We start from the raw sequence: 18,626 nt of genomic DNA on the forward strand, positions 1-18,626 counted from the left end.
GCGACACATGAAAATCATGACCTGCCCGCTCAACGGGCCGCGCAACATCAGCGAATTCACCTACGGCGGCGAATTCAAGCACATGCCTGACCCGCAAACCTGCAGCGATGCGCAATGGGCCGATTACGTGTTCAACAGTGAGGACACCCTGGGCGTGGTGCGCGAGTGGTGGATGCATAACCCGTCCAGCTACTGGTTTCTGGCCGAACGTCATACCGGCAGCGACGAGATCATTCGCACCTTCGACCCGCGGGAAATATTTACCGCACGTATCGACTTCGCTCCCCTCCCATCCAAGGAGATCGCAGGATGACCACCCCAGCCCGCTTGCCCGAGCCCATGGGCCTGCTGATCGATCGCAACCAGCCGCTCACCTTCAGCTTCGATGGCAAAACGTATCAGGGCCTGCAAGGCGACAGCATTGCCAGCGCACTGCTGGCCAATGGTCGCTTTCTGCTCTCGCGCTCGTTCAAATACCATCGCCCGCGCGGACCGCTGAGCATGGCCGGACAGGACGCCAACAGCCTGATCCAGTTGCCACACGAGCCTAACGTGCTGGCCGACACTTTTGTCTTGCAGGATGGCTTGCAGGCAACCGGACAGAATTTCAGCGGCTCGCTGGACCACGATAGGGATGCCTGGCTGGGCAAGTTCTCGAAGTTCATGCCGGTGGGTTTCTACTACCGCTCGTTCTACAAGCCCAAAGGCATGTGGAAAGTCTGGGAGCCGATCATTCGCAAGAAAGCGGGCCTCGGCGTGCTGGATCTGGACTTTCAGCCTGAATACTACGACAAGGCCTACCTGTTCACAGATCTGGCGGTAATCGGTGCAGGACCTGCCGGGTTACAGGCGGCTCTGACCGCAGCCAACGCCGGAGCCAGGGTGCTGTTGATCGAACAGCAGCCGATACTCGGAGGTTCGCTGACTTACGCGCGCTTCGATATCGACGGTCAGCGTGCCGGGCAACTGCGGCGCGAACTGGTCGACGCCGTGCAGGCGCACGCCAATATTCAGGTCCTCACACAGGCCACTTGCAATGCCTGGTTTACCGACAACTATCTGCCAGTGATTCAGGGCAAGCGTCTGTACAAGGTGCGCGCTACGCAATGCCTGGTGTGCAGTGGCTCGTTCGACCAGCCGGTTATTTTTCGCAACAATGATTTGCCCGGTGTGATGCTGACCAGCGCCGTGCAGCGTCTGATCAGGCTGTACGCAGTCAAGCCCGGCAAGCGCGCGGTGGTGCTGACCGGCAATGATGACGGTTACCTCGCTGCACTGGATTTGCACGATCAGGGTGTCGAAGTGGTCGCGGTCGCCGACATGCGCGCCAATCCGTCGGATCGGGGATTGCAGGTTGCGCTGGAGCAACGCGGCATCGTCTGCCACATGAGCACCACCGTGTATGAAGCGCTGCACGAGAAAGGCATGCGTCACGTAAGCGGGGCCGAGCTGCGCAAGATCACCGGCCAGGGTCAGGTGGCCAACAAGGGTTTGAGTGTCGAGTGCGACCTGCTGTGCATGTCCGGCGGCTACATGCCGGCCTACCAGTTGCTGTGTCAGGCGGGCGGCAAGCTGGCCTATGACGATCGGCAGGCCGAGTTCGCGATCAGCAGCCTGCCGCAGAACCTGGGCATCGCCGGTTCGGTCAACGGTTATCACGCGCTGGATAACGTGCTGACCGATGCGGCGAATGCCGCCGCCGGGGTGCTCTCGGCGCTAGGCCTGGAATCGACCGACAAACCGGCCGCACTGCGCAGCGAAGCGCAGGTCAACTTCGCCTGGCCGATTTTTCCGCATCCTGAAGGCAAGGATTTTGTCGATTTCGACGAAGACTTGCAGGTGCGCGATATCGTCAATGCCACCCGCATTGGCTATCGCGACATTCAGTTGGTAAAGCGTTATTCCACTGTCGGGATGGGGCCGTCGCAGGGTCGTCACTCAGCGTTGCCAACCGCACGACTGGTGGCCGCGTCTACCCAGCGCAGCATCAGCGAAACCGGTGTGACCACTGCCCGGCCGCCCTTCGAGGCAGAGAAACTGGCGCACGTCGCGGGACGGGCCTTCGACCCCTACCGCCAGACGCCCATGCACCAACGGCATGTGCAGGCAGGCGCGAAGATGATGCCGGCCGGGATCTGGCAGCGTCCAGCGTTCTATGGCAAGCCATCGCAACGCGATACCTGCATGCAGCAAGAAGCACTGCATGTGCGCAACAAGGTCGGGATTATCGATGTGTCGACACTCGGTGGCCTGGACGTGCGCGGACCCGATGCCGCCGAGCTGCTCAACCGCATGTACACCTTTGCGTTCCTCAAGCAGCCGGTCGGGCGTTCACGCTATGCGCTGATGACCAACGAGCACGGCGTGGTCATTGACGACGGCGTTTGTGCACGCTTTGCCGACCAGCACTTCTACGTCACCGCCACCACCAGCGGTGTGGATCGCATCTACCAACAGATGCTCAAGTGGAATGCCCAGTGGCGTCTGAATGTGGACATCACCAACGTCACAGCGGCCATTGCTGCGGTCAACGTGGCGGGCCCGGATTCACGCAAGGTACTGGAGCAAGTGTGTACCGACCTTGATCTGTCCGCAGCAGGTTTCCCCTATCTGGGCGTGCGCCTGGGCACTGTTGCCGGCATCAAGGCGCGGCTGTTGCGAGTCGGTTTCGTCGGCGAACTGGGCTACGAAATCCACGTTCCGGCCCGGCATGCCCTGACACTGTGGGACGCGCTGACCGAGGCTGGCAAGGCGTTTGATATGCGTCCGTTCGGCGTCGAAACGCAGCGTCTGTTACGTCTGGAAAAAGGCCACGTCATCATCAGCCAGGACACCGATGGCATGACCCATCCAGCCGAAATCGACATGGGCTGGGCGGTCAGCCGGAGCAAGCCGTTCTTTGTCGGCCGCCGCTCAGTGGATATCCTCGAAGCCCAGCCACAGAAACGCAAGCTGGTGGGCTTCACCCTGCCCAAGGCCAGTCCGCTGCCGCTTGAAGGTCATCTGGTGCTCAAAGGTCCGGACATCAGTGGCAACGTGACCTCCTGCGAATACTCGTCAACCCTCGGCATGATTATCGGCATGGCTTATGCCGCGTTCGACCAAAGCACACCCGGCCAGCAGATCCCGATTCGCGTCGAAGACGGTGTGGTGGTTCAGGCGACCGTCGTGAAAATGCCCTTCTTCGATCCTGAAAACCAGCGCCAGGAGCTCTGAACCATGACTAGCCTTATCCAGGACCGCCCGGTCAGAGCTGGCGCGCCCTCACTGTGCACACTGCAAGACCTGACCGATCTGCCGCGCGTGGGGTTTCGCGGTACGCAAAGCGCCGAATACCTGACAGCACGTGGTTTCAGTCTGCCCGATACGCCGAACCGCGCGGTTACTCAGGCCGACGGCAGCCATGTTGCACGTCTTTCGCAGACCGAATACCTGCTGCTCGGCAGCCCGCTTGATAAAGGCCAGCGCATAGCCGATGAGGAAGCCCGTTGGGAACTGGACCATAACGCCAACTACCTGCTGCCTCGCGAAGACAGCCATGCGTGGCTGCAACTGAGCGGCCCGTGCATCCCCGAGGTGATGGCTAAATTGTGCGGCGTGGACCTGCGTCCGTCAGCATTCGCAGTCGGCTCGGTGGCGCAGACCTCGGCAGCGCGAATCAATGTGATCGTGATCAATGTTGGCGCGCAGAGCGAACCCTGTTTTCAGATTCTCTTTGATCGGGCTTCACTGGCTTACTTCAAGGAAGCGATGCTGGATGCCATGACCGAGTTTGGAGGGCGCCTCTCATGAACAACGGGTTACTGCTTCAGTGAATAAAGGCCGTTTCGTGCTCATGAACGACAACAAGTGTCTGTTACCGCCAAGCCGCCTAAAGAATGCTGGCATAAAGCCGTTGGACATTTGGTAGACCATAAGAGCGACCCTCGGCTCAACGCCTGGGGTCGCAGACTGCACCCATGCAGCACCCGACACTTGCGGCAGTAACGCGCCCCCCGGAGCTCAAATGAATATCAAACAGAAATTGACGTGGGCGTTCGCAGTCATTGCGTGTTTGCCCATATTAGTCGTCGCCGCCATCGTGATCGTGAATCTGCGTGACAAGGCGACCAGTGATTTCGTGGACAGCAGCGCACGCGAGATTCGCCAGGTCGACAATGCCATGCAACTGTTTTTCGACGGCATTACGCAGAACGTCAATTACATCGCGGCGCACCCGCTGATCGCCGGGGCGAGCGATGATTTCCGCAACTACATGGGCGCAACGCCTCCCCCGCAGTCCGAGAATGACAGGCAGGCGACCGAGCTGTTCGCCAGTATCGCCAAGGCCCATCCGGCCTACTCCTACGTCTCTTACGGGTTGATCAACGGCAGCTACATCATGACGCCGGAAGACCCGAAAATGAGCAACTACGACCCACGTGTTCGCCCGTGGTACAAGACCGCAATGGCCAATGCTGGCAAAACCGTGCGCAGCGACGCCTATTACTGGGCCAACGATGACGCGGTGCTGGTCAGCACCATTCGGGCGATCCCCAATAAACTGGGCAACCCTGGCGGCGTGGTCAACATCGACGTATCACTCAAGCAGCTGACCAACATCGTCAAGCAGATCAAGCTGGGTGACAGCGGCTACCTGATGCTGATGGAAAAGAGCGGCACCGTGCTGGTCGATCCCAAGCAGCCGGAACACAACTTCAAGAAACTGGGTGAACTGGGCGACGGTTTCACCGAGCTGGCCAAAACCGGCAGCGGTCTGGTCGAGGTAACACTCAACGGCGAACGCTACATGGCCAACGTGTACCCGTCCGAGCAACTGGGCTGGAACTTCATCGGTCTGATCAAACAGGACGAAGTGATGGCCTCGGCCACCCGCCTGACCTGGCTGATCGGCGTTATCGCTGCGGTATTGGCGGTGGTCTTTGCGATTGTCGGTGCCAGCTTTGCCAGCGTCATCGTGCGTCCGATCCACAGCGTGTCGAGCGGTCTGGAAGGCATTGCTGGCGGCGAAGGCGACCTGACCCAGAACCTCGCCGTGCGCGGCAAGGATGAAACTGCGCAACTGGCAGGCTGGTTCAACAAGTTCCTTACCGCGATTCGCAACCTGATCCAGCACATCGGCCAGGCTGCCGGGAAGATTCTTGAAGCCTCACACAGCTCCACCCGTGTCTCCAACGACATGGCCGAAGCCGCTGGACGTCAGCGCGAGGCGGTGGACATGGTCTCCACGGCCTTCCATGAAATGGTCGCCACCTCCAACGAAGTCGCTCGTTCCTGCAGCCAGGCCGCCGATTCGGCCGACAGCGGTCAGCAGCAGGCGCGCGAAGGTCAGCGACAGATCGACGATGCGGTGCGCAGTGTCGACCAGCTCAGCGAGGAACTCACCCGCTCGGCCAAGGATATGACGCAACTGGAAAAGGACAGCGCAGGCATTCAGTCGATCCTCAACACCATCCGTTCGATTGCCGAGCAGACCAACCTGCTGGCCCTCAACGCGGCCATCGAAGCAGCTCGCGCAGGCGAGCAGGGTCGCGGCTTTGCCGTGGTAGCCGACGAAGTCCGCGCGCTGGCCAAACGTACCTCGGACTCGACCGCCGAAATCGACAACCTGCTGGGCAATCTGGCCAAACGCACCGCTTCGGTGGCGCAACAGATGCACGCCAGCCTCGACGTGTCGCAGCAATCGGTGATCAAGATCGGGCAGGCACGCAGCAGCTTCGGGCAGATCCGTGAGTCAGTTGATGTGATTCGCGACATGAACACCCAGATTGCAACCGCCGCCGAAGAGCAGCATCAGGTGGCCGAAGACATCAACCGTCACATCAGCCAGATCCATGGCGACGCCCAGTTGATCGCCGACCTCTCGGACTCCGCCCGTGCGGATTCCAGAAGTCTGGAACTACTGTCCAGCGAACTCGACGGCCTGGTGCGCAAGTTCAAGACCTGATACTGCACACTCGGAGCGTGAGAAACGATAGGTGTCTGTGTGTCCCCTATCGTGCCCATGCTCCGCGTGGGCATGCCGTTCTGGGCGCTCTGCGTCCTTTGCGCAGCAGGTGATCCAACCTCAAGGCTCTGCGCCCTCCTCTCAAACCATTCAGTCAGAAAATCCAGCATGGTGCGCAAGGTGGCCGACTGGTGATGCCGCGAGGTGTAGATCGCGTGGATGCCCAGCGCCCTTGGCTGGTGGTCGGGCAGCACCGCGATCAGCTTGCCACTTGCAATCAGCGGCGCTGCCGAATGCACCGGTTGCAAGGTGATCCCCGCGCCAGCCACTGCGGCCTCCAGCAACACCACTGAATCGTTGGCGCTGAGGTTGCCGCCCACCGGAACGCTGAGCGGCAACTGCTGCCGGGTGAACTCCCACAGGCTCTTGCCGAAGTACGAATAGGTCAGGCAGTTGTGTGCAGCCAGTTCTTGCGGACTGGAGGGAGTGCCGTGCATGGCGAGGTAGGCTGGAGAGGCACAGACAACCGAATCGCAATGCCCCAATGGACGGGCAATCACATTGGGGTCCAGCTGGTTGGTGATGCGGATTGCCAGATCGATGCGCTCGCTGACCAGGTCCACGGCCTCGTTGCCAATCAGCAGATCCACCGAGGTGCCGGGGTAGCGTTGCAGGTAAGCCGTCACCGCTGGGGCCAGAACCGCCAGTGCCAGTGACTGCGAACAGGCAATACGCAGCATGCCACGCGGCTCATCGACTTGCGTATCGGCTGCCAGCGGCACTGCGTCAGCCAGCTCGACAAGCTGCTGGCAACGCAGCAACGTCACCTGTCCGGGCGCAGTGAGCCCCAGCTTGCGCGTGGTGCGGTGCAGCAAGCGCGCTCCCGCCCAGGTTTCCATCTGCGCCAGATAACGGGTCACCATCGCCCGTGACATGTCCAGCGCCTCAGCGGCAGCGATGAGGCTGCCGCGTTCGTTGATGGCCATGAACACCCGCGCCGCCATGATCCGATCCATGATTCATCCGATATAAGCAATCAATAGTTGCCAATATTGAGGCTTTTGTTTCATTTTAAGCAACATAAGATAACGACCTCAGTTTTGCTCTATAAAAAGGTCGTACCCCATGCTACGCAATTCCCTGCTTGCTCTATCGTTCGCGGTGCTATTCCCGCTTGCAGCCCAGGCCGCTGATCCACTGGCGATCGAGGTCTACAATCCGGCCGAAAAAGCCATCTTCCCGGTGTCATCCGAACTGATCACCGGCAAGCATGATGCGGTGCTGATCGATGCGCAGTTTCAGCGTAACGATGCTCAGGCGCTGGTAGAGAAGATCAAGGCCAGCGGCAAGAAACTCACTACCGTGTACATCAGCCACAGCGACCCGGATTACTACTTCGGGCTGGACGTCATCAAAGCTGCTTTCCCCGATGCGAAGATCGTTGCCAGCGCTCCTACCGTGAAAGCGATCAAGGCGTCGATGCAGGGCAAGCTTGCCTACTGGGGACCGATTCTCAAGGACAATGCTCCGGCCAGACTGGTCCTGCCAGAGGTGCTCAAGGGTGACCATCTTACCCTTGAGGGTCAGCCATTACAGATCAAAGGCCTGAACGGCCCGGCCCCCGAGCGCAGCTACGTATGGATTCCATCGCTCAAGGCGGTGGTCGGCGGCGTCGTGGTGTCCAGCGGCATTCATGTCTGGATTGCTGATACCCAAAGCCCGAAATCGCGTCAGGACTGGCTCGCGACCCTCAAGGGCATTGAGGCGCTGAAACCGGTCACGGTAATTCCGGGCCATTATCTGGGCGAGATTCCAGCGGGCACCAAGGCTGTGACGTTCACCGCCGACTATCTGAAGTCCTTTGAACAACAAGCGGCCAAAGCCAAGGATTCCAAGGGCCTGATCGATGCCATGCAGAATGCCTGGCCACAACTGGCCGAACCGAGCTCGCTGGAACTGAGTGCCAAGGTCATCAAGGGCGAGATGAAGTGGCCGAACTGATCTGAAACCAGGGAACTGTTGCCGCATCGCCGCAGTTGCACGCAGCAGTTCCGGGGGATGGTCAGACGCCCCCGTCAATCGCTATGCTGCACCCATGAACGCTCCTGTCAAAATCCGTAACCCCTGCCCGCCCGGCGCTTGCGACTGCGAGCGCGAACGGCTGGATGCGGAAGACGCCGACCTGCGCATCCTCAAGCTGACCCGTGATGCGGAAAACACGCTGCTTGAGCGCCTGAGCCGTGTCGAAAGCCTGAAGGATCTGGAGCACATGCAGCGCAAGATTTTCGAGCAACTGGGTGTGCGCGTCGAAATCGCACCGGGCTTCAACGAAGTACGCACCATGCGCGGCATCAGCATCGTCGTGCAGAAAAAGACCGGCCTGTGCCGCAAGACGCGCAAGTCGGTTGCAAGCGCAATCCGCAGTGCACTTGAGGCACGCCCGCAGATCGCCTATGAACTACTCAACGCCAACGACCTGCTGCGCGACGCGTGAGTCAATACAGAGCCCGAACAGGCCTTTGAAACCATAACGCCCGATCTAAAACAGACCGGGCGTCATGTGCATTGTCCTGTTGACTGATCAACAGGCCCCCGGCGGAATACCACCTTTGTTGAAGTCCTTCAGGCGTTCCTTTTCTTCTGGCGTCGAGTGCGCAGGCACATCGTTTGCCGGTTCCTGCTTTTTCTCGTCTTTCTGGTCAGTCATGGTCATTCTCTCCGCTCGTGGACACTCAAAATAAGGCCACGCGCGAAGCATTCGGTTCCGATTGATTAGCGCGCTGCCACTCGTTCGGCGACATTGCACTCCAGTTGCCTGGCCAGCCCCTGCAAATCGAGCAGGGTTGCGCGCCAACTGCGTTCCTGACTGCCGACGCTGACCAGCGAGCGCACTCGGTCATTGACCGAGATCCCCTTGCCGGTATTGGCCTGCCAGCCCTGCTCGAGCATGGCCGGGTCGAACTGATTGAACGCGTCGATCGCATCGACCCGGCTCACGGCAAAACCGAAGCACAGGCGCTCGCCACGCACGATCAGGACACGGGACGCTTCACCCGGGGTTTGCGCCCCCTCGCCCAGCAGGCTGCTCAGGCAGATCAGCGGCACTTGCTCGCCACGCAGATTGAATTGCCCTAGCAGGTGCGTCGCCGGTTGCGACAAACCGATCAGCTGTTGCGGCACGCTCATGATCTCGACGATCTGACTCAACGGCGCGACGAAGCGGGTCGGTGCGTCAAACAGCAGACAGGCATGGCGCAACATCGCCTTGGTCACATCGTGCGAGGCTTGTGCAGGTTTGACGTCGTGCTGATAAACTTGGGTGTAGCTTTTGACTTCCGGGCGCTGCAACAGCATTGGATGATCCAGCAACAATGCCTGTTGCCCCTCCTCCAGGTTCATGACCCCGGCCAGCAGTTCAGGATGCGGCAGGCCGTAACCCGGTGCCGCCAGAAGGCTGCCCGGGTCCTGACGCTGGATGGCGACCATGCGGTCGTAACCAAACCCGCATACCCGACCGTCCGGAGCCGTCAATAGCAACAACTGCGGCTTGGAGGTCTGGCGTTTATGGTCCAGACCAAGGACTTCGGACAGATTGAGCGCCGGGACCTTGGTGCCACGCACCGACGTAACGCCAAAGCAGCACTCACTGGCAAAGTCCGAAGCCGAAATTTCAGGATTATCCACCAGTTCGGTCACGACGCTCGCATCGATACAGAAGTTGCGACCGTCACACTCGAACACCAGGTAATGCAGCAAACGATTCTTGGCCGCGAGCGCTTCTTCCTTGAGCACCTGCGCGCTCGGATCAGCAGCAAACAGTACGCCTGGCAAGCTACTCAGAAAACCCAGGTCGAGCTTGTAGATCATCCGCGATTCTTCTGCGCCCAGCAGCAGTGATGGCAGCAACCCGACACTGGTGCCGCCAGGGCCCAAGGGGCTGAATTGAGAGTCGCGGGCCTTGAGAATGTCGCAGACCGCATCAATCGCCAGCCCCAGGTAGCCACCGCCGTACTTGAGAATAGCGACCAGCGGCGTGGGCAACGATGTATCGCCGCCCTCCGCCAACTGGCCCCGCAGGTCCACCAAAGGCACCGGTTTGCCGCGCAAGGTAAACACCCCGCGCAACGCACCGCGAGTCAGCGGATGGGGGTACAGGTCGGCAGGCCAGTGCACGGCCTCCATCAGCGCTTCGGCAACCACCGCCAGATAAACGCCATTGATCTGCACGACGCCATAGGCATTCAGGCTGCTCATGCAGGTTGTCCGATGGATACCTTGTCCAGAGTCTGGGTGTAGCCGGTCAGGTTGGCTTTATGCAGCTCGACGATCAGTGTCTCGACTTCCTGCGCCGACAGACGTTGCTTCTCTGTCGCCGTGTTGATCCCGTCGATTGCCTGAGTGGTCTGCATCACGCCTTCCACGATGTGTTCGAAGGCTTCGCCGGCACTGCGCGAAATCTCGTTGCCCGACTCGATCCGGCTGACTGTTTCGAGGATCAGCTTGTTGATTTCCTTGGTCGCACGCGAGGACTTCTCGGCCAGCTTGCGCACTTCATCGGCCACCACCGAGAAGCCCAGACCGTGCTCGCCAGCCCTGGCCGCCTCGATAGCGGCGTTGAAGGCCAGCATGTTGGTCTGACTGGCGATCTCGCTGATCACCTGGATGATGTCCTGAATGCCCTCGGCCGACTTGGCGATCATGCCCATCGCATCGGACGCCTTGACCAGAGTCTGCGAACCGGTACTGGCCTGCTCACGCGTCATTCTGGCCAGATCGGTGGCCGTCTGGGTGCTTTGTGCCACGTAGGAAATGGCGTTCATCAATGCTTTAACCGACTCGCCCATGGCGCGGGTCTTGGCTTCTATCGCCTGCTCCATCTCGACCTGACGGGTAATGTCAGTGGCGAATTTCACCACTTTGAACGGCAGCCCGTCATGGTCCAAAATCGGGCTGTAAGTCGCCTGAATCCAGATTTTCTGCCCGTACTTGCTGACGCGCATGAAGCGTCCGGAATAGAACTCGCCCTGCCCCAGCCCGTGCCAGAACTCCCGGTATTCAGTGCCACGCACATATTCCTCATCACAGAAAATACGGTGATGCTGGCCCTTGATCTCCTGCAGGCCATAGCCCAGCGCTTTGAGGAAGTTGGCGTTGGCGGTAATAATGTTGCCGGCCATGTCAAACTCGATGACGGCCTGGGCGCGGTCGATTGCATTCACCTTGCCGTGGTGCTCGACGCTGGTTTCCTTGGCAACTGTCACGTCGAGCGCGAACTTGACGATCTTGTAGGGTTTGCCCTGCGCGTCGAGGATCGGGTTGTAGGTCGCCTGAATCCAGATTTCCTTGCCATCCTTACGCTTGCGTTTGTACTCATTGGCGTCGTATTCGCCACGCCCCAGTTTTTCCCAGAGCTCGCGATACTCCAGACTGCTGACAAACTCCTCAGAGCAGAACATCCGGTGGTGTTCGCCGACAATTTCCTCAAGGTCGTAGCCGAATACCGCAAGGAAGTTGCGGTTGGCATGCAGCACCTTGCCGGTCAGATCGAATTCGATAACCGCCTGAGAACGCTCGATCGCCGTCACCTTGCCGGCGGACTCGGCCTGACGGACGCGGCTCTCGGTGACGTCGTTGGCGAACTTCACCACTTTGTAAGGACGACCATCAGGGTCAAAAATCGGGTTGTAAGTGGCGCTGATCCATAGCTCTCGACCGTTCTTGCCGATTCGTTTGTACTCGCCGGAGTCATACTCGCCACGCTCGAGCTTGGCCCAGAAAGCACGATAGGCCGGGCTGTTCAGGTAGTCGTCTTCACAGAACATGCGGTGATGCTGGCCCTGTATCTCATCCAGACGATAGCCCAGCACCTTGAGAAAGTTTTCGTTGGCGTTGAGCACGCGGCCGTTCAGGTCGAACTCGATGATGCCCTGCGAACGATCGATCGCTGCGACCTTACCTTCGTACTCGGCGTTGGTCTTGCGTTGCTGCGTGACGTCGGTGGCGAATTTTACGACCTTGAACGGGTTGCCCTGTTCGTCGAAAACCGGGTTGTAGGTTGCCTGCAACCAGATCTCGCGACCGTTCTTGCCCAGGCGCTTGTACTGCCCTTCGTCAAAGGCACCTTTGCCCAGTTTTTCCCAAAACGTCGCATACTCAACGCTGGAAGCGTGTTCCGGGGTGCAGAACATGCGGTGATGCCGACCCTGGACTTCGTCCAGGCGATACCCGACGCAATCCAGAAAATTGGTATTGGCCCGCAGGATATTGCCTTCAAGATCAAACTCGATCATCGCCTGCGAACGGTCAATGGCCGCCATCAGCGAGTGCAGGTCCATCTCTAGCTCGGCCCGGTCCCTGGGAGTGCTTTCAATTGTGGTCGACATGTAAAATACTCTGCGAGTCAGCATCTATGGAAGTATTGTTATAAAGCGCCGGTCTGTGCGGGCCCGGTCAAACGCTTCAAACATGAGGCGCGGACTGACTATGGTGCCTGCTGATCAAGCCGGTTAATCGTCTTTCTCAATGCCTTCCATAGCGCAAACTTCAAGGCCGTCAGAGCCAGGTGGAACTATCGAAGTCACTCGGCAATGAGCCGTTACATAAACATCGGCTTCAGTCAGATTAGCTTTAGCGCTGTCAGCTAGCTATTATCTAGCCACTATCAAAACACACACGGTCAGGCCCTCCCGATCACCGGCAAGGACCGCTTCGTACACAACTTCCTTCCTCTGCTGAAAACCGTTGCGTCATCAAGCATAAAACCAGATGACGAGAATCACGGCCCCCGTCCATCCCAAGGTGAGTAAGAAAGAAAGCCCAGCAAGGCGCGGGTCCATGGAACTCCTGTTCTAGAAGGCTTGGGTAAGCAGAGCGCTGCATACGTAGGGATATAACGGCTGGATCACAGGTATATAAACTATTTTCACCACCTTGAAACGCTGCCAGCACAGGGGTCTTGCTCTGGATCAACGTCTGATAACCGACGTATGGCCTGGTCACCGGCCAGTCTTTGAACGAAGCGCCGTTTGACGGCAGACTGAATGTCAGGGATCAGAGTAGCGTTACCTTCACCCGCATCCAGCCTTCCTCTACATCACCGGCGATTGCAGCAAGACAGGGAGTCTCGGCAAGGCGCTGGCGATATCGTCCTTTACGATAGCGCACAACCTTATGCATGCAGTTACCCCTAAGGTGACGATCGGAGCTTGCTGACAGACATAGCCAGCGCAGTGGACGTGGTCGGCCTTGGCATTGCCGAGCATTTGCCATGGGATGCTCTGGCGCTGAAGAACATGCTGACGAAACTACCGTTGCTTGGCGATTGGCTGCCAACCCTCGGGGCTGACTCATGAAACAGCGAGCAAAATTCAATTTATGCATATTTAAATACTTAATAATTATTTAATTTAATAATTAACATATAACAAAATAGAATTTCACTGCGGGTTTTTATAGGCATATTGTCATCCTATACCGACCCCTTTCTCCAGGCGGAGGTGCATCCACCTTTCTGAACCGTCCGGAGCAAAACCATGAGCAGACAACGACACCTTAAACTTGGCGCAATGGTCCACGGGGTCGGCCATGGCTGGGGCGAATGGCGTCACCCGCAGGCGCTGGCCAACGCCAGTGTGAATTTCGGCTTTTATCAGCAGCAGACCCAGTTGGCCGAAGCGGCCCGCTTCGATTTCGTGTTCATCGCCGACAGCCTGCACATTCACGAAAAATCCAGTCCGCATTACCTGAATCGTTTCGAACCGTTGACCATTCTCTCCGCACTCGCAGCCACCACCCGGCATATCGGTCTGGTGGCAACGGTGACGGTCAGCTACACCGAACCCTTTCAGGTAGCTCGCCAGTTTGCTTCGCTGGACCACATCAGTGGCGGTCGGGCTGGCTGGAATGTGGTGACTTCCTGGCTCAGTGGCACCGCTGACAACTTCAGCAAGGGCGAACACCCACCGCACGCCGTACGCTACCGTATCGCCAAAGAGCATATCGAGGTGGTCAAAGGTCTGTGGGATTCCTGGGAAGACGACGCCTTCTCGTACGACAAGCAGAAAGGCGAATTTTTCACGCCTGGCAAACTGCACGCGCTGAACCACAAGGGCGAATTCTTCTCGGTGAAAGGCCCGCTCAACATCGCCCGATCGAAGCAGGGTCAGCCGGTGATTTTTCAGGCAGGCACCTCCGAGGCCGGGCGTAACTTCGCCGCTCAAAACTCCGACGCGATCTTCGTCCACGCCGAGAGTTTCGATGAAGCGCGCGCCTATTATCAGGACCTGAAACAAAGGGCTGGCGGCTTTGGTCGCGACCCTCACGCGCTGTCGATTCTGCCGGGCATTCGCCCGATTGTCGGGCGCGATGAAGCTGAGGTGGAGAGCCGCTATCGCCAGGCCGTGGAGTTGGTGACGATCGAAGACGCAATCGTCGCCCTTGGTCGCCCCTTCAATGATCACGATTTCAGCCAGTACCCACTGGACGAACCCTTCCCGGAACTGGGCGATCTGGGCTCCAACAGCCAGAAAGGCGGTTCGGACCGGATCAAGCAACTGGCCAAAGACGAAGGCCTGAGCCTGCGTGAAGTCGCCCTGCGCTTCTCCCTGCCCCGCCGTGACTTTGTCGGCACACCGGAACAGGTCGCCGACGCGATACAAACGTGGTTCGAAGCAGGCGCAGCCGACGGTTTCATCATCAATAGCGTCCTGCCCGACGGCCTGCAGTACTTCACCGAATGGGTGGTGCCGGTGCTGCAACGACGCGGACTGTTTCGCACCGAATACAGCGGCAATACGCTACGTGAAAACCTCGGCCTTGAGGTGCCGGTCAATCGTCATGCGAAGGCTGTCGCCCATCAATCTGACGAGGCGTTGGCATGACTCGACTCGTGATTGCCAGCCAGCTGGATGATGATTTCAATCAGGTGATTCGCGAGCGGCTTGCAGTGACCCACCCTGAAGCCAGGCTCATCGGCGTACCTGCCGGAGTGCCGAGCGACTTGCCCGGCGAGGTCAGCATTCTGCTGGCGCGCCCTATCAACGTGCGTGGTTATGAAGCCCCGGCCTCGCCGCCTCCGGGCTGGCCCTATGGCCTGAAGTGGATTCAGGTGGTGTCTTCGGGTATCGACTTCTACCCAGGCTGGCTGTTCAACGGGCCGCCGGTGAGCACCTCGCGGGGCAGCGCGGCAGAAAACATCGCAGAGTTCTCGCTGGCCGCCATTTTTGCCGCAGCCAAGCATCTGCCGGATATCTGGGTGCATGACTCGCAATGGAACTTCACCGCCCTGACGCCGCTCAAGGGCACCACGCTCGGGATTCTAGGCTTTGGTGCCATCGGTCGCAGCCTGGCCAGCAAGGCCCAGGCGCTGGGTATCAACGTGATCGCATTGCGGCAAAGTTCGGCTCCGTTCGAGGTTGACGGTGTCGAGGCTGCACGTGACATTCATGACCTGTTCGCGCGCGCAGACCATCTGGTGCTGGCCGCGCCGTTGACACCGGCGACGCGGCACATCGTTAACGCCGAGGTGCTGAACAGTGCCAAACCCGGCCTGCACTTGATCAACATCGCCCGTGGCGGCCTGCTTGACCATGAAGCGCTGCTCAATGCGCTGGATAATGGAAACATCGGCCTGGCCTCGCTGGACGTCACCGAACCCGAGCCCCTGCCGGATGGGCATCCACTGTACTCACATCCTCGCGTGCGCCTGTCACCGCACACCTCGGCGATCTCCAGCAACAGCCGTAACGAAATAGCCGACAGTTTTCTGGCCAACCTTGAGCGTTTTCTCAAAGGGCAGGCCTTGCAGAATCAGGCTGATCGCCAGCGCGGCTACTGACACAGATCACACCCATTACGCTGCGTGGAAATACAACTCCTGACACTCAGCGTCACCCTCAAATACCGAGCGTGCCATGCCCAAACCGATAAAAAACACACAACCTGGCTACCGCCGTCCGCTGCTGGCAGGTCTGCTCGCGGCGTTGGCGTTATGCATCGCCCTCCCCGTCGAGGCACAGCAAACGTTGCGGATCGGTTACCAGAAGTCTTCCACGCTGATCACCCTGCTGAAAACACGCGGCACGCTGGAAAAAGCCCTTGCGCCACAGGACGTCACCGTCACCTGGCATGAGTTTCCGAGTGGTCTGCCGCTGCTGGAGGCGCTGAACGTCGGCAACGTCGATATCAGCGCGGATGTGGCGGACACCGTACCGATCTTCGCTCAGGCAGCACAGGCCAGGCTGACCTACTTTGCCCAGGAAGCGGCCTCGCCTTCCGCGCAGGCAATCATCGTGCATAAAGGCTCGCCCGTGCAGCAGTTGTCAGACCTGAAAGGCAAAAAGGTCGCTGTTACCAAGGCGGCGGGTTCCCACTACCTGCTGATTGCTGCGTTGAAAAAGGCCGGTCTGGCATTTTCGGATATCCAGCCCGCCTACCTGTCGCCCGCCGACGGCCGAGCGGCCTTCGAAAACAACAAGGTGGACGCTTGGGTCACGTGGGAGCCCTTCCTGACCAGCGCACAACGGCAACTGCCAACGCGCACCCTGGCTGACGGCAAGGGGCTGTCCAGCTACAAACGCTATTACCTGACCGGCACTGGTTACGCCAAGGCTCATCCGCAAGTACTCAGCGTGGTTTACGAGCAGTTGCACAGCGCCGGTATCTGGCTAAAGGCCAACCCGCGAGAAGCCGCGCAGGTACTGAGCCCTTTATGGGGCAATCTGGATATCGAAACGGTCGAAATCGCCAACAGCCACCGCACCTATCAGATACAGCCGGTCACGCATGAGCAACTGGACGAGCAGCAGCATATCGCCGATGCCTTCTTCGCAGCGGGCCTTCTGCCCAAGGCGGTGGATGCGCAGGATGTGGAGGTATGGAAGCCTTGAGGAATGAAGGGGCACACCCGCTCGCATGGAGCGAGTATGCCCCTCGATCAGTCTCTGAACTCAAACACGCGGCGGCCTGGGAAACGCTCCGCGGGCGGTTTCATAAGCCTGCGCGACACGCAACGCCAAGGCATCCTTGAAGCGCGGCGCGACAATCATCATGGCGACCGGCAGGCCCTCGGCCAGGCCTGCCGGGATTGACGTGGCCGGGTGGCCGGTCAGGTCGAACGGCGCGGTATTGGCGAGCATGTTCAGGGCGCTGTGCACGTACTCTTCAATCGGCGCATCGGCGGCGGTCAGCGTGGTGGCTACAAACGGCATGGTCGGCAACACCAGCACATCAAAATTCTTGAATGCTTCGTCGTATTGACGGGTGAGTTCCGGCACCAGCATCCGCGCCTTGGCGTAGTAGGCACCGTGCAGGTTTTTCAGGCTGTAATGCCCGGTAAGTGCCACGGCACGCACGCTGCTGGACAATGCGTTGGCATGCTCACGACGCCTGGTACCGAAGTAGCTCATGATGTCGGGGTCGTAATAGCCGTCGACATTCATGCCATAGCCGTTGCCTTGCAGCATCTGATACGCCGCACCATCGGTGGCGATGACATTCCACATGTCCAGCGCCACACCGCGGTGCCACGGAGCGCTTGCCTCTCCGACCGTCGCACCAAGGCTTTCCAACTGTGCCACTGCGGCGCGAACCAGGGCGTCTACTTGCGGTTCGGACATGCCGGGAATCGCAAAACCTTCGCGCAGCAGGCCGATTTTCAAGCCGGCAACGCCCTGATCGAGGGTCGCGACACAACTGACCGCCGGCGGGTTTTTCTGCCTTGAATCAAGCCCGTCAGCCCCGGCGATTACGTCGAGCATCACCGCGCAGTCGCGCACGTTATTGGCCATCGGACCGACATGGTCGATGGTCCGCTCGATCGGAAAAGCCCCGGTATAAGGCACAAGGCTGTAGGTCGGCTTGTGCCCGACGATGCCGCTCCAGGCCGACGGCATGCGGATCGACCCGCCCTGGTCGCCGCCGATGGCCATGTCCACTTCCTGCAAGGCGACCAGCACGGCGCTGCCGCTGGAGGAGCCGCCTGCGTTGCGAGTCAGGTCCCACGGGTTTTTTACCGCACCGGTAGCCGAGGTAAAACTGGCTCCGGAGAAACACAAGTCTTCACAGACTGATTTGCCGACCACCGTCGCGCCTGCGGCCAACAAGCGTTTGACCACCGTGGCATCTTCGGACGGCACGTAACCATCAAGGCTCAGCGAGCCGTTGGCCATCGGTACGCCGGCCACTGATACGTTGTCCTTGATGACCACCGTTCTACCCGCCAACGGGCCGCTCGCCGCACCGGCTATGTGCGTCTTCACGTACCAGGCGCCATGCAGGTTTTCGGCCTCTGTCGGTTTGCTGTGCTCGCGCAGCGGCGTGGGCTGCGCAACGTGAGCGGCGTACAGCTCATCAATGGCTTCGTAGGAGCCCAGGGTTTCGTCAGCAAGACTCAGGAACGATGCCATCTGGCTGTCTGACAGGTCGTACCCGTGATCCTGGGCGGCAATCAGAAAGTCGGCTTTGTCGGGGCGTTTTACGGACATGGTGTTCTCCAGATAACGGTAAGGGCCGCCCGGGATCGGGCAGACACTGACTGGAGCCGCCTGCGCAGGATGCGCAGGCATGGGCTCGATCCGGAGGACGCCGTTGTCCATGCCGGTCGCCACGCGGTGTTCCATACCTGCCGGTTCAGGGCGTATGGCAAGCGTCCGCGCAGAAGAGGATCAGACCGATGAGGCCC

Annotated in this window: 13 protein-coding genes and 5 pseudogenes; 12 read left to right on the plus strand and 6 right to left on the minus strand. The window is 59.5% G+C overall.

The features are described from left to right. Nucleotides 1-7 precede the first annotated feature (7 nt). From RYC18_RS06615 to RYC18_RS26360, 5 genes and pseudogenes are all read left to right on the plus strand, one after another. Nucleotides 8-313, plus strand: coding sequence for a sarcosine oxidase subunit delta (locus RYC18_RS06615; RefSeq protein WP_002553898.1), 306 nt, complete (start codon nt 8-10; stop codon nt 311-313). After that, complete coding sequence (locus RYC18_RS06620; protein WP_016981342.1) at nt 310-3,216, plus strand: 2Fe-2S iron-sulfur cluster-binding protein; 2,907 nt, start codon at nt 310-312, stop codon at nt 3,214-3,216. The genes RYC18_RS06615 and RYC18_RS06620 overlap by 4 nt, the downstream gene beginning before the upstream one ends. Nucleotides 3,217-3,219: 3 nt before the next feature. Continuing rightward, the gene (locus RYC18_RS06625; RefSeq protein WP_005746842.1) at nt 3,220-3,792 is read left to right on the plus strand and encodes a sarcosine oxidase subunit gamma; all 573 of its coding nucleotides are present in this window, start codon (nt 3,220-3,222) and stop codon (nt 3,790-3,792) included. 370 nt (nt 3,793-4,162) lie between these two features. Continuing rightward, a pseudogene (locus RYC18_RS26355) lies at nt 4,163-5,089 on the plus strand (cache domain-containing protein); the annotation flags it as partial. A gap of 129 nt (nt 5,090-5,218) precedes the next feature. Continuing rightward, nucleotides 5,219-5,947 (plus strand): methyl-accepting chemotaxis protein, encoded by a 729-nt coding sequence (locus tag RYC18_RS26360; RefSeq protein WP_371913369.1) that lies wholly within the window; start codon nt 5,219-5,221, stop codon nt 5,945-5,947. Between the two features lie 137 nt (nt 5,948-6,084). Here the strand turns inward: RYC18_RS26360 and RYC18_RS06635 are convergent. Then, a pseudogene (locus RYC18_RS06635) lies at nt 6,085-6,963 on the minus strand (LysR family transcriptional regulator); the annotation flags it as partial. 109 nt (nt 6,964-7,072) lie between these two features. On the opposite strand from RYC18_RS06635, the gene RYC18_RS06640 reads away from it, so the two are divergent. Continuing rightward, nucleotides 7,073-7,948, plus strand: coding sequence for an MBL fold metallo-hydrolase (locus RYC18_RS06640; protein ID WP_005779744.1), 876 nt, complete (start codon nt 7,073-7,075; stop codon nt 7,946-7,948). Between the two features lie 94 nt (nt 7,949-8,042). After that, nucleotides 8,043-8,441: a hypothetical protein gene (locus RYC18_RS06645; RefSeq protein WP_005746847.1), complete on the plus strand. Its 399-nt coding sequence runs from the start codon at nt 8,043-8,045 to the stop codon at nt 8,439-8,441. Between the two features lie 87 nt (nt 8,442-8,528). On the opposite strand, the gene RYC18_RS06650 is transcribed toward RYC18_RS06645, so the two are convergent. The 4 genes and pseudogenes from RYC18_RS06650 to RYC18_RS06660 all read right to left on the minus strand — a co-directional run. Then, nucleotides 8,529-8,654, minus strand: a complete 126-nt coding sequence (locus tag RYC18_RS06650) for a hypothetical protein (RefSeq protein WP_080900487.1) — start codon at nt 8,652-8,654, stop codon at nt 8,529-8,531. Between the two features lie 65 nt (nt 8,655-8,719). Continuing rightward, the gene (locus RYC18_RS06655) at nt 8,720-10,201 is read right to left on the minus strand and encodes a chemotaxis protein CheW (protein ID WP_005779746.1); all 1,482 of its coding nucleotides are present in this window, start codon (nt 10,199-10,201) and stop codon (nt 8,720-8,722) included. Beyond that, on the minus strand, nt 10,198-10,824 hold the full coding sequence (locus RYC18_RS26365; protein ID WP_371913370.1) for a methyl-accepting chemotaxis protein: 627 nt from the start codon (nt 10,822-10,824) through the stop codon (nt 10,198-10,200). Before RYC18_RS26365 ends, RYC18_RS06655 begins: the two co-directional genes overlap by 4 nt. After that, nucleotides 10,825-12,354, minus strand: a pseudogene (locus RYC18_RS06660) (PAS domain-containing protein); the annotation flags it as partial. 584 nt (nt 12,355-12,938) lie between these two features. Here RYC18_RS06660 and RYC18_RS06665 point away from each other — a divergent pair. From RYC18_RS06665 to RYC18_RS06685, 5 genes and pseudogenes are all read left to right on the plus strand, one after another. Further along, nucleotides 12,939-13,134: pseudogene (locus tag RYC18_RS06665) on the plus strand (AraC family transcriptional regulator); the annotation flags it as partial. A gap of 18 nt (nt 13,135-13,152) precedes the next feature. Continuing rightward, nucleotides 13,153-13,299 (plus strand): annotated as a pseudogene (locus tag RYC18_RS06670) (arginase family protein); the annotation flags it as partial. Nucleotides 13,300-13,479: 180 nt separating this feature from the next. Next, nucleotides 13,480-14,826: an LLM class flavin-dependent oxidoreductase gene (locus RYC18_RS06675; RefSeq protein WP_029240935.1), complete on the plus strand. Its 1,347-nt coding sequence runs from the start codon at nt 13,480-13,482 to the stop codon at nt 14,824-14,826. After that, the gene (locus RYC18_RS06680; protein ID WP_005746853.1) at nt 14,823-15,782 is read left to right on the plus strand and encodes a D-isomer specific 2-hydroxyacid dehydrogenase family protein; all 960 of its coding nucleotides are present in this window, start codon (nt 14,823-14,825) and stop codon (nt 15,780-15,782) included. The genes RYC18_RS06675 and RYC18_RS06680 overlap by 4 nt, the downstream gene beginning before the upstream one ends. 76 nt (nt 15,783-15,858) lie before the next feature. Beyond that, entirely contained in the window at nt 15,859-16,833 is a 975-nt protein-coding gene (locus tag RYC18_RS06685; protein WP_316884554.1) for an aliphatic sulfonate ABC transporter substrate-binding protein, read from the plus strand. A 60-nt stretch (nt 16,834-16,893) separates the two neighbouring features. Here RYC18_RS06685 and RYC18_RS06690 read toward each other — a convergent pair whose 3' ends face one another. Beyond that, the gene (locus RYC18_RS06690) at nt 16,894-18,564 is read right to left on the minus strand and encodes an amidase (protein ID WP_316884556.1); all 1,671 of its coding nucleotides are present in this window, start codon (nt 18,562-18,564) and stop codon (nt 16,894-16,896) included. Nucleotides 18,565-18,626 lie beyond the last annotated feature (62 nt).

Source organism: Pseudomonas syringae group sp. 247E2, assembly GCF_032587795.1.
GTDB classification, from domain to species: domain Bacteria; phylum Pseudomonadota; class Gammaproteobacteria; order Pseudomonadales; family Pseudomonadaceae; genus Aquipseudomonas; species Aquipseudomonas amygdali.

Bases quoted from the DNA above. Each gene is read 5' to 3' on its own strand.
- RYC18_RS06615 (WP_002553898.1), top strand. From the start codon at position 8: ATGAAAATCATGACCTGCCCGCTCAACGGGCCGCGCAACATCAGCGAA.
- RYC18_RS06620 (WP_016981342.1), top strand. From the start codon at position 310: ATGACCACCCCAGCCCGCTTGCCCGAGCCCATGGGCCTGCTGATCGAT.
- RYC18_RS06625 (WP_005746842.1), top strand. From the start codon at position 3,220: ATGACTAGCCTTATCCAGGACCGCCCGGTCAGAGCTGGCGCGCCCTCA.
- RYC18_RS26360 (WP_371913369.1), top strand. From the start codon at position 5,219: ATGGTCTCCACGGCCTTCCATGAAATGGTCGCCACCTCCAACGAAGTC.
- RYC18_RS06640 (WP_005779744.1), top strand. From the start codon at position 7,073: ATGCTACGCAATTCCCTGCTTGCTCTATCGTTCGCGGTGCTATTCCCG.
- RYC18_RS06645 (WP_005746847.1), top strand. From the start codon at position 8,043: ATGAACGCTCCTGTCAAAATCCGTAACCCCTGCCCGCCCGGCGCTTGC.
- RYC18_RS06650 (WP_080900487.1), bottom strand. From the start codon at position 8,654: ATGACTGACCAGAAAGACGAGAAAAAGCAGGAACCGGCAAACGATGTG.
- RYC18_RS06655 (WP_005779746.1), bottom strand. From the start codon at position 10,201: ATGAGCAGCCTGAATGCCTATGGCGTCGTGCAGATCAATGGCGTTTAT.
- RYC18_RS26365 (WP_371913370.1), bottom strand. From the start codon at position 10,824: ATGGAGCAGGCGATAGAAGCCAAGACCCGCGCCATGGGCGAGTCGGTT.
- RYC18_RS06675 (WP_029240935.1), top strand. From the start codon at position 13,480: ATGAGCAGACAACGACACCTTAAACTTGGCGCAATGGTCCACGGGGTC.
- RYC18_RS06680 (WP_005746853.1), top strand. From the start codon at position 14,823: ATGACTCGACTCGTGATTGCCAGCCAGCTGGATGATGATTTCAATCAG.
- RYC18_RS06685 (WP_316884554.1), top strand. From the start codon at position 15,859: ATGCCCAAACCGATAAAAAACACACAACCTGGCTACCGCCGTCCGCTG.
- RYC18_RS06690 (WP_316884556.1), bottom strand. From the start codon at position 18,564: ATGGAACACCGCGTGGCGACCGGCATGGACAACGGCGTCCTCCGGATC.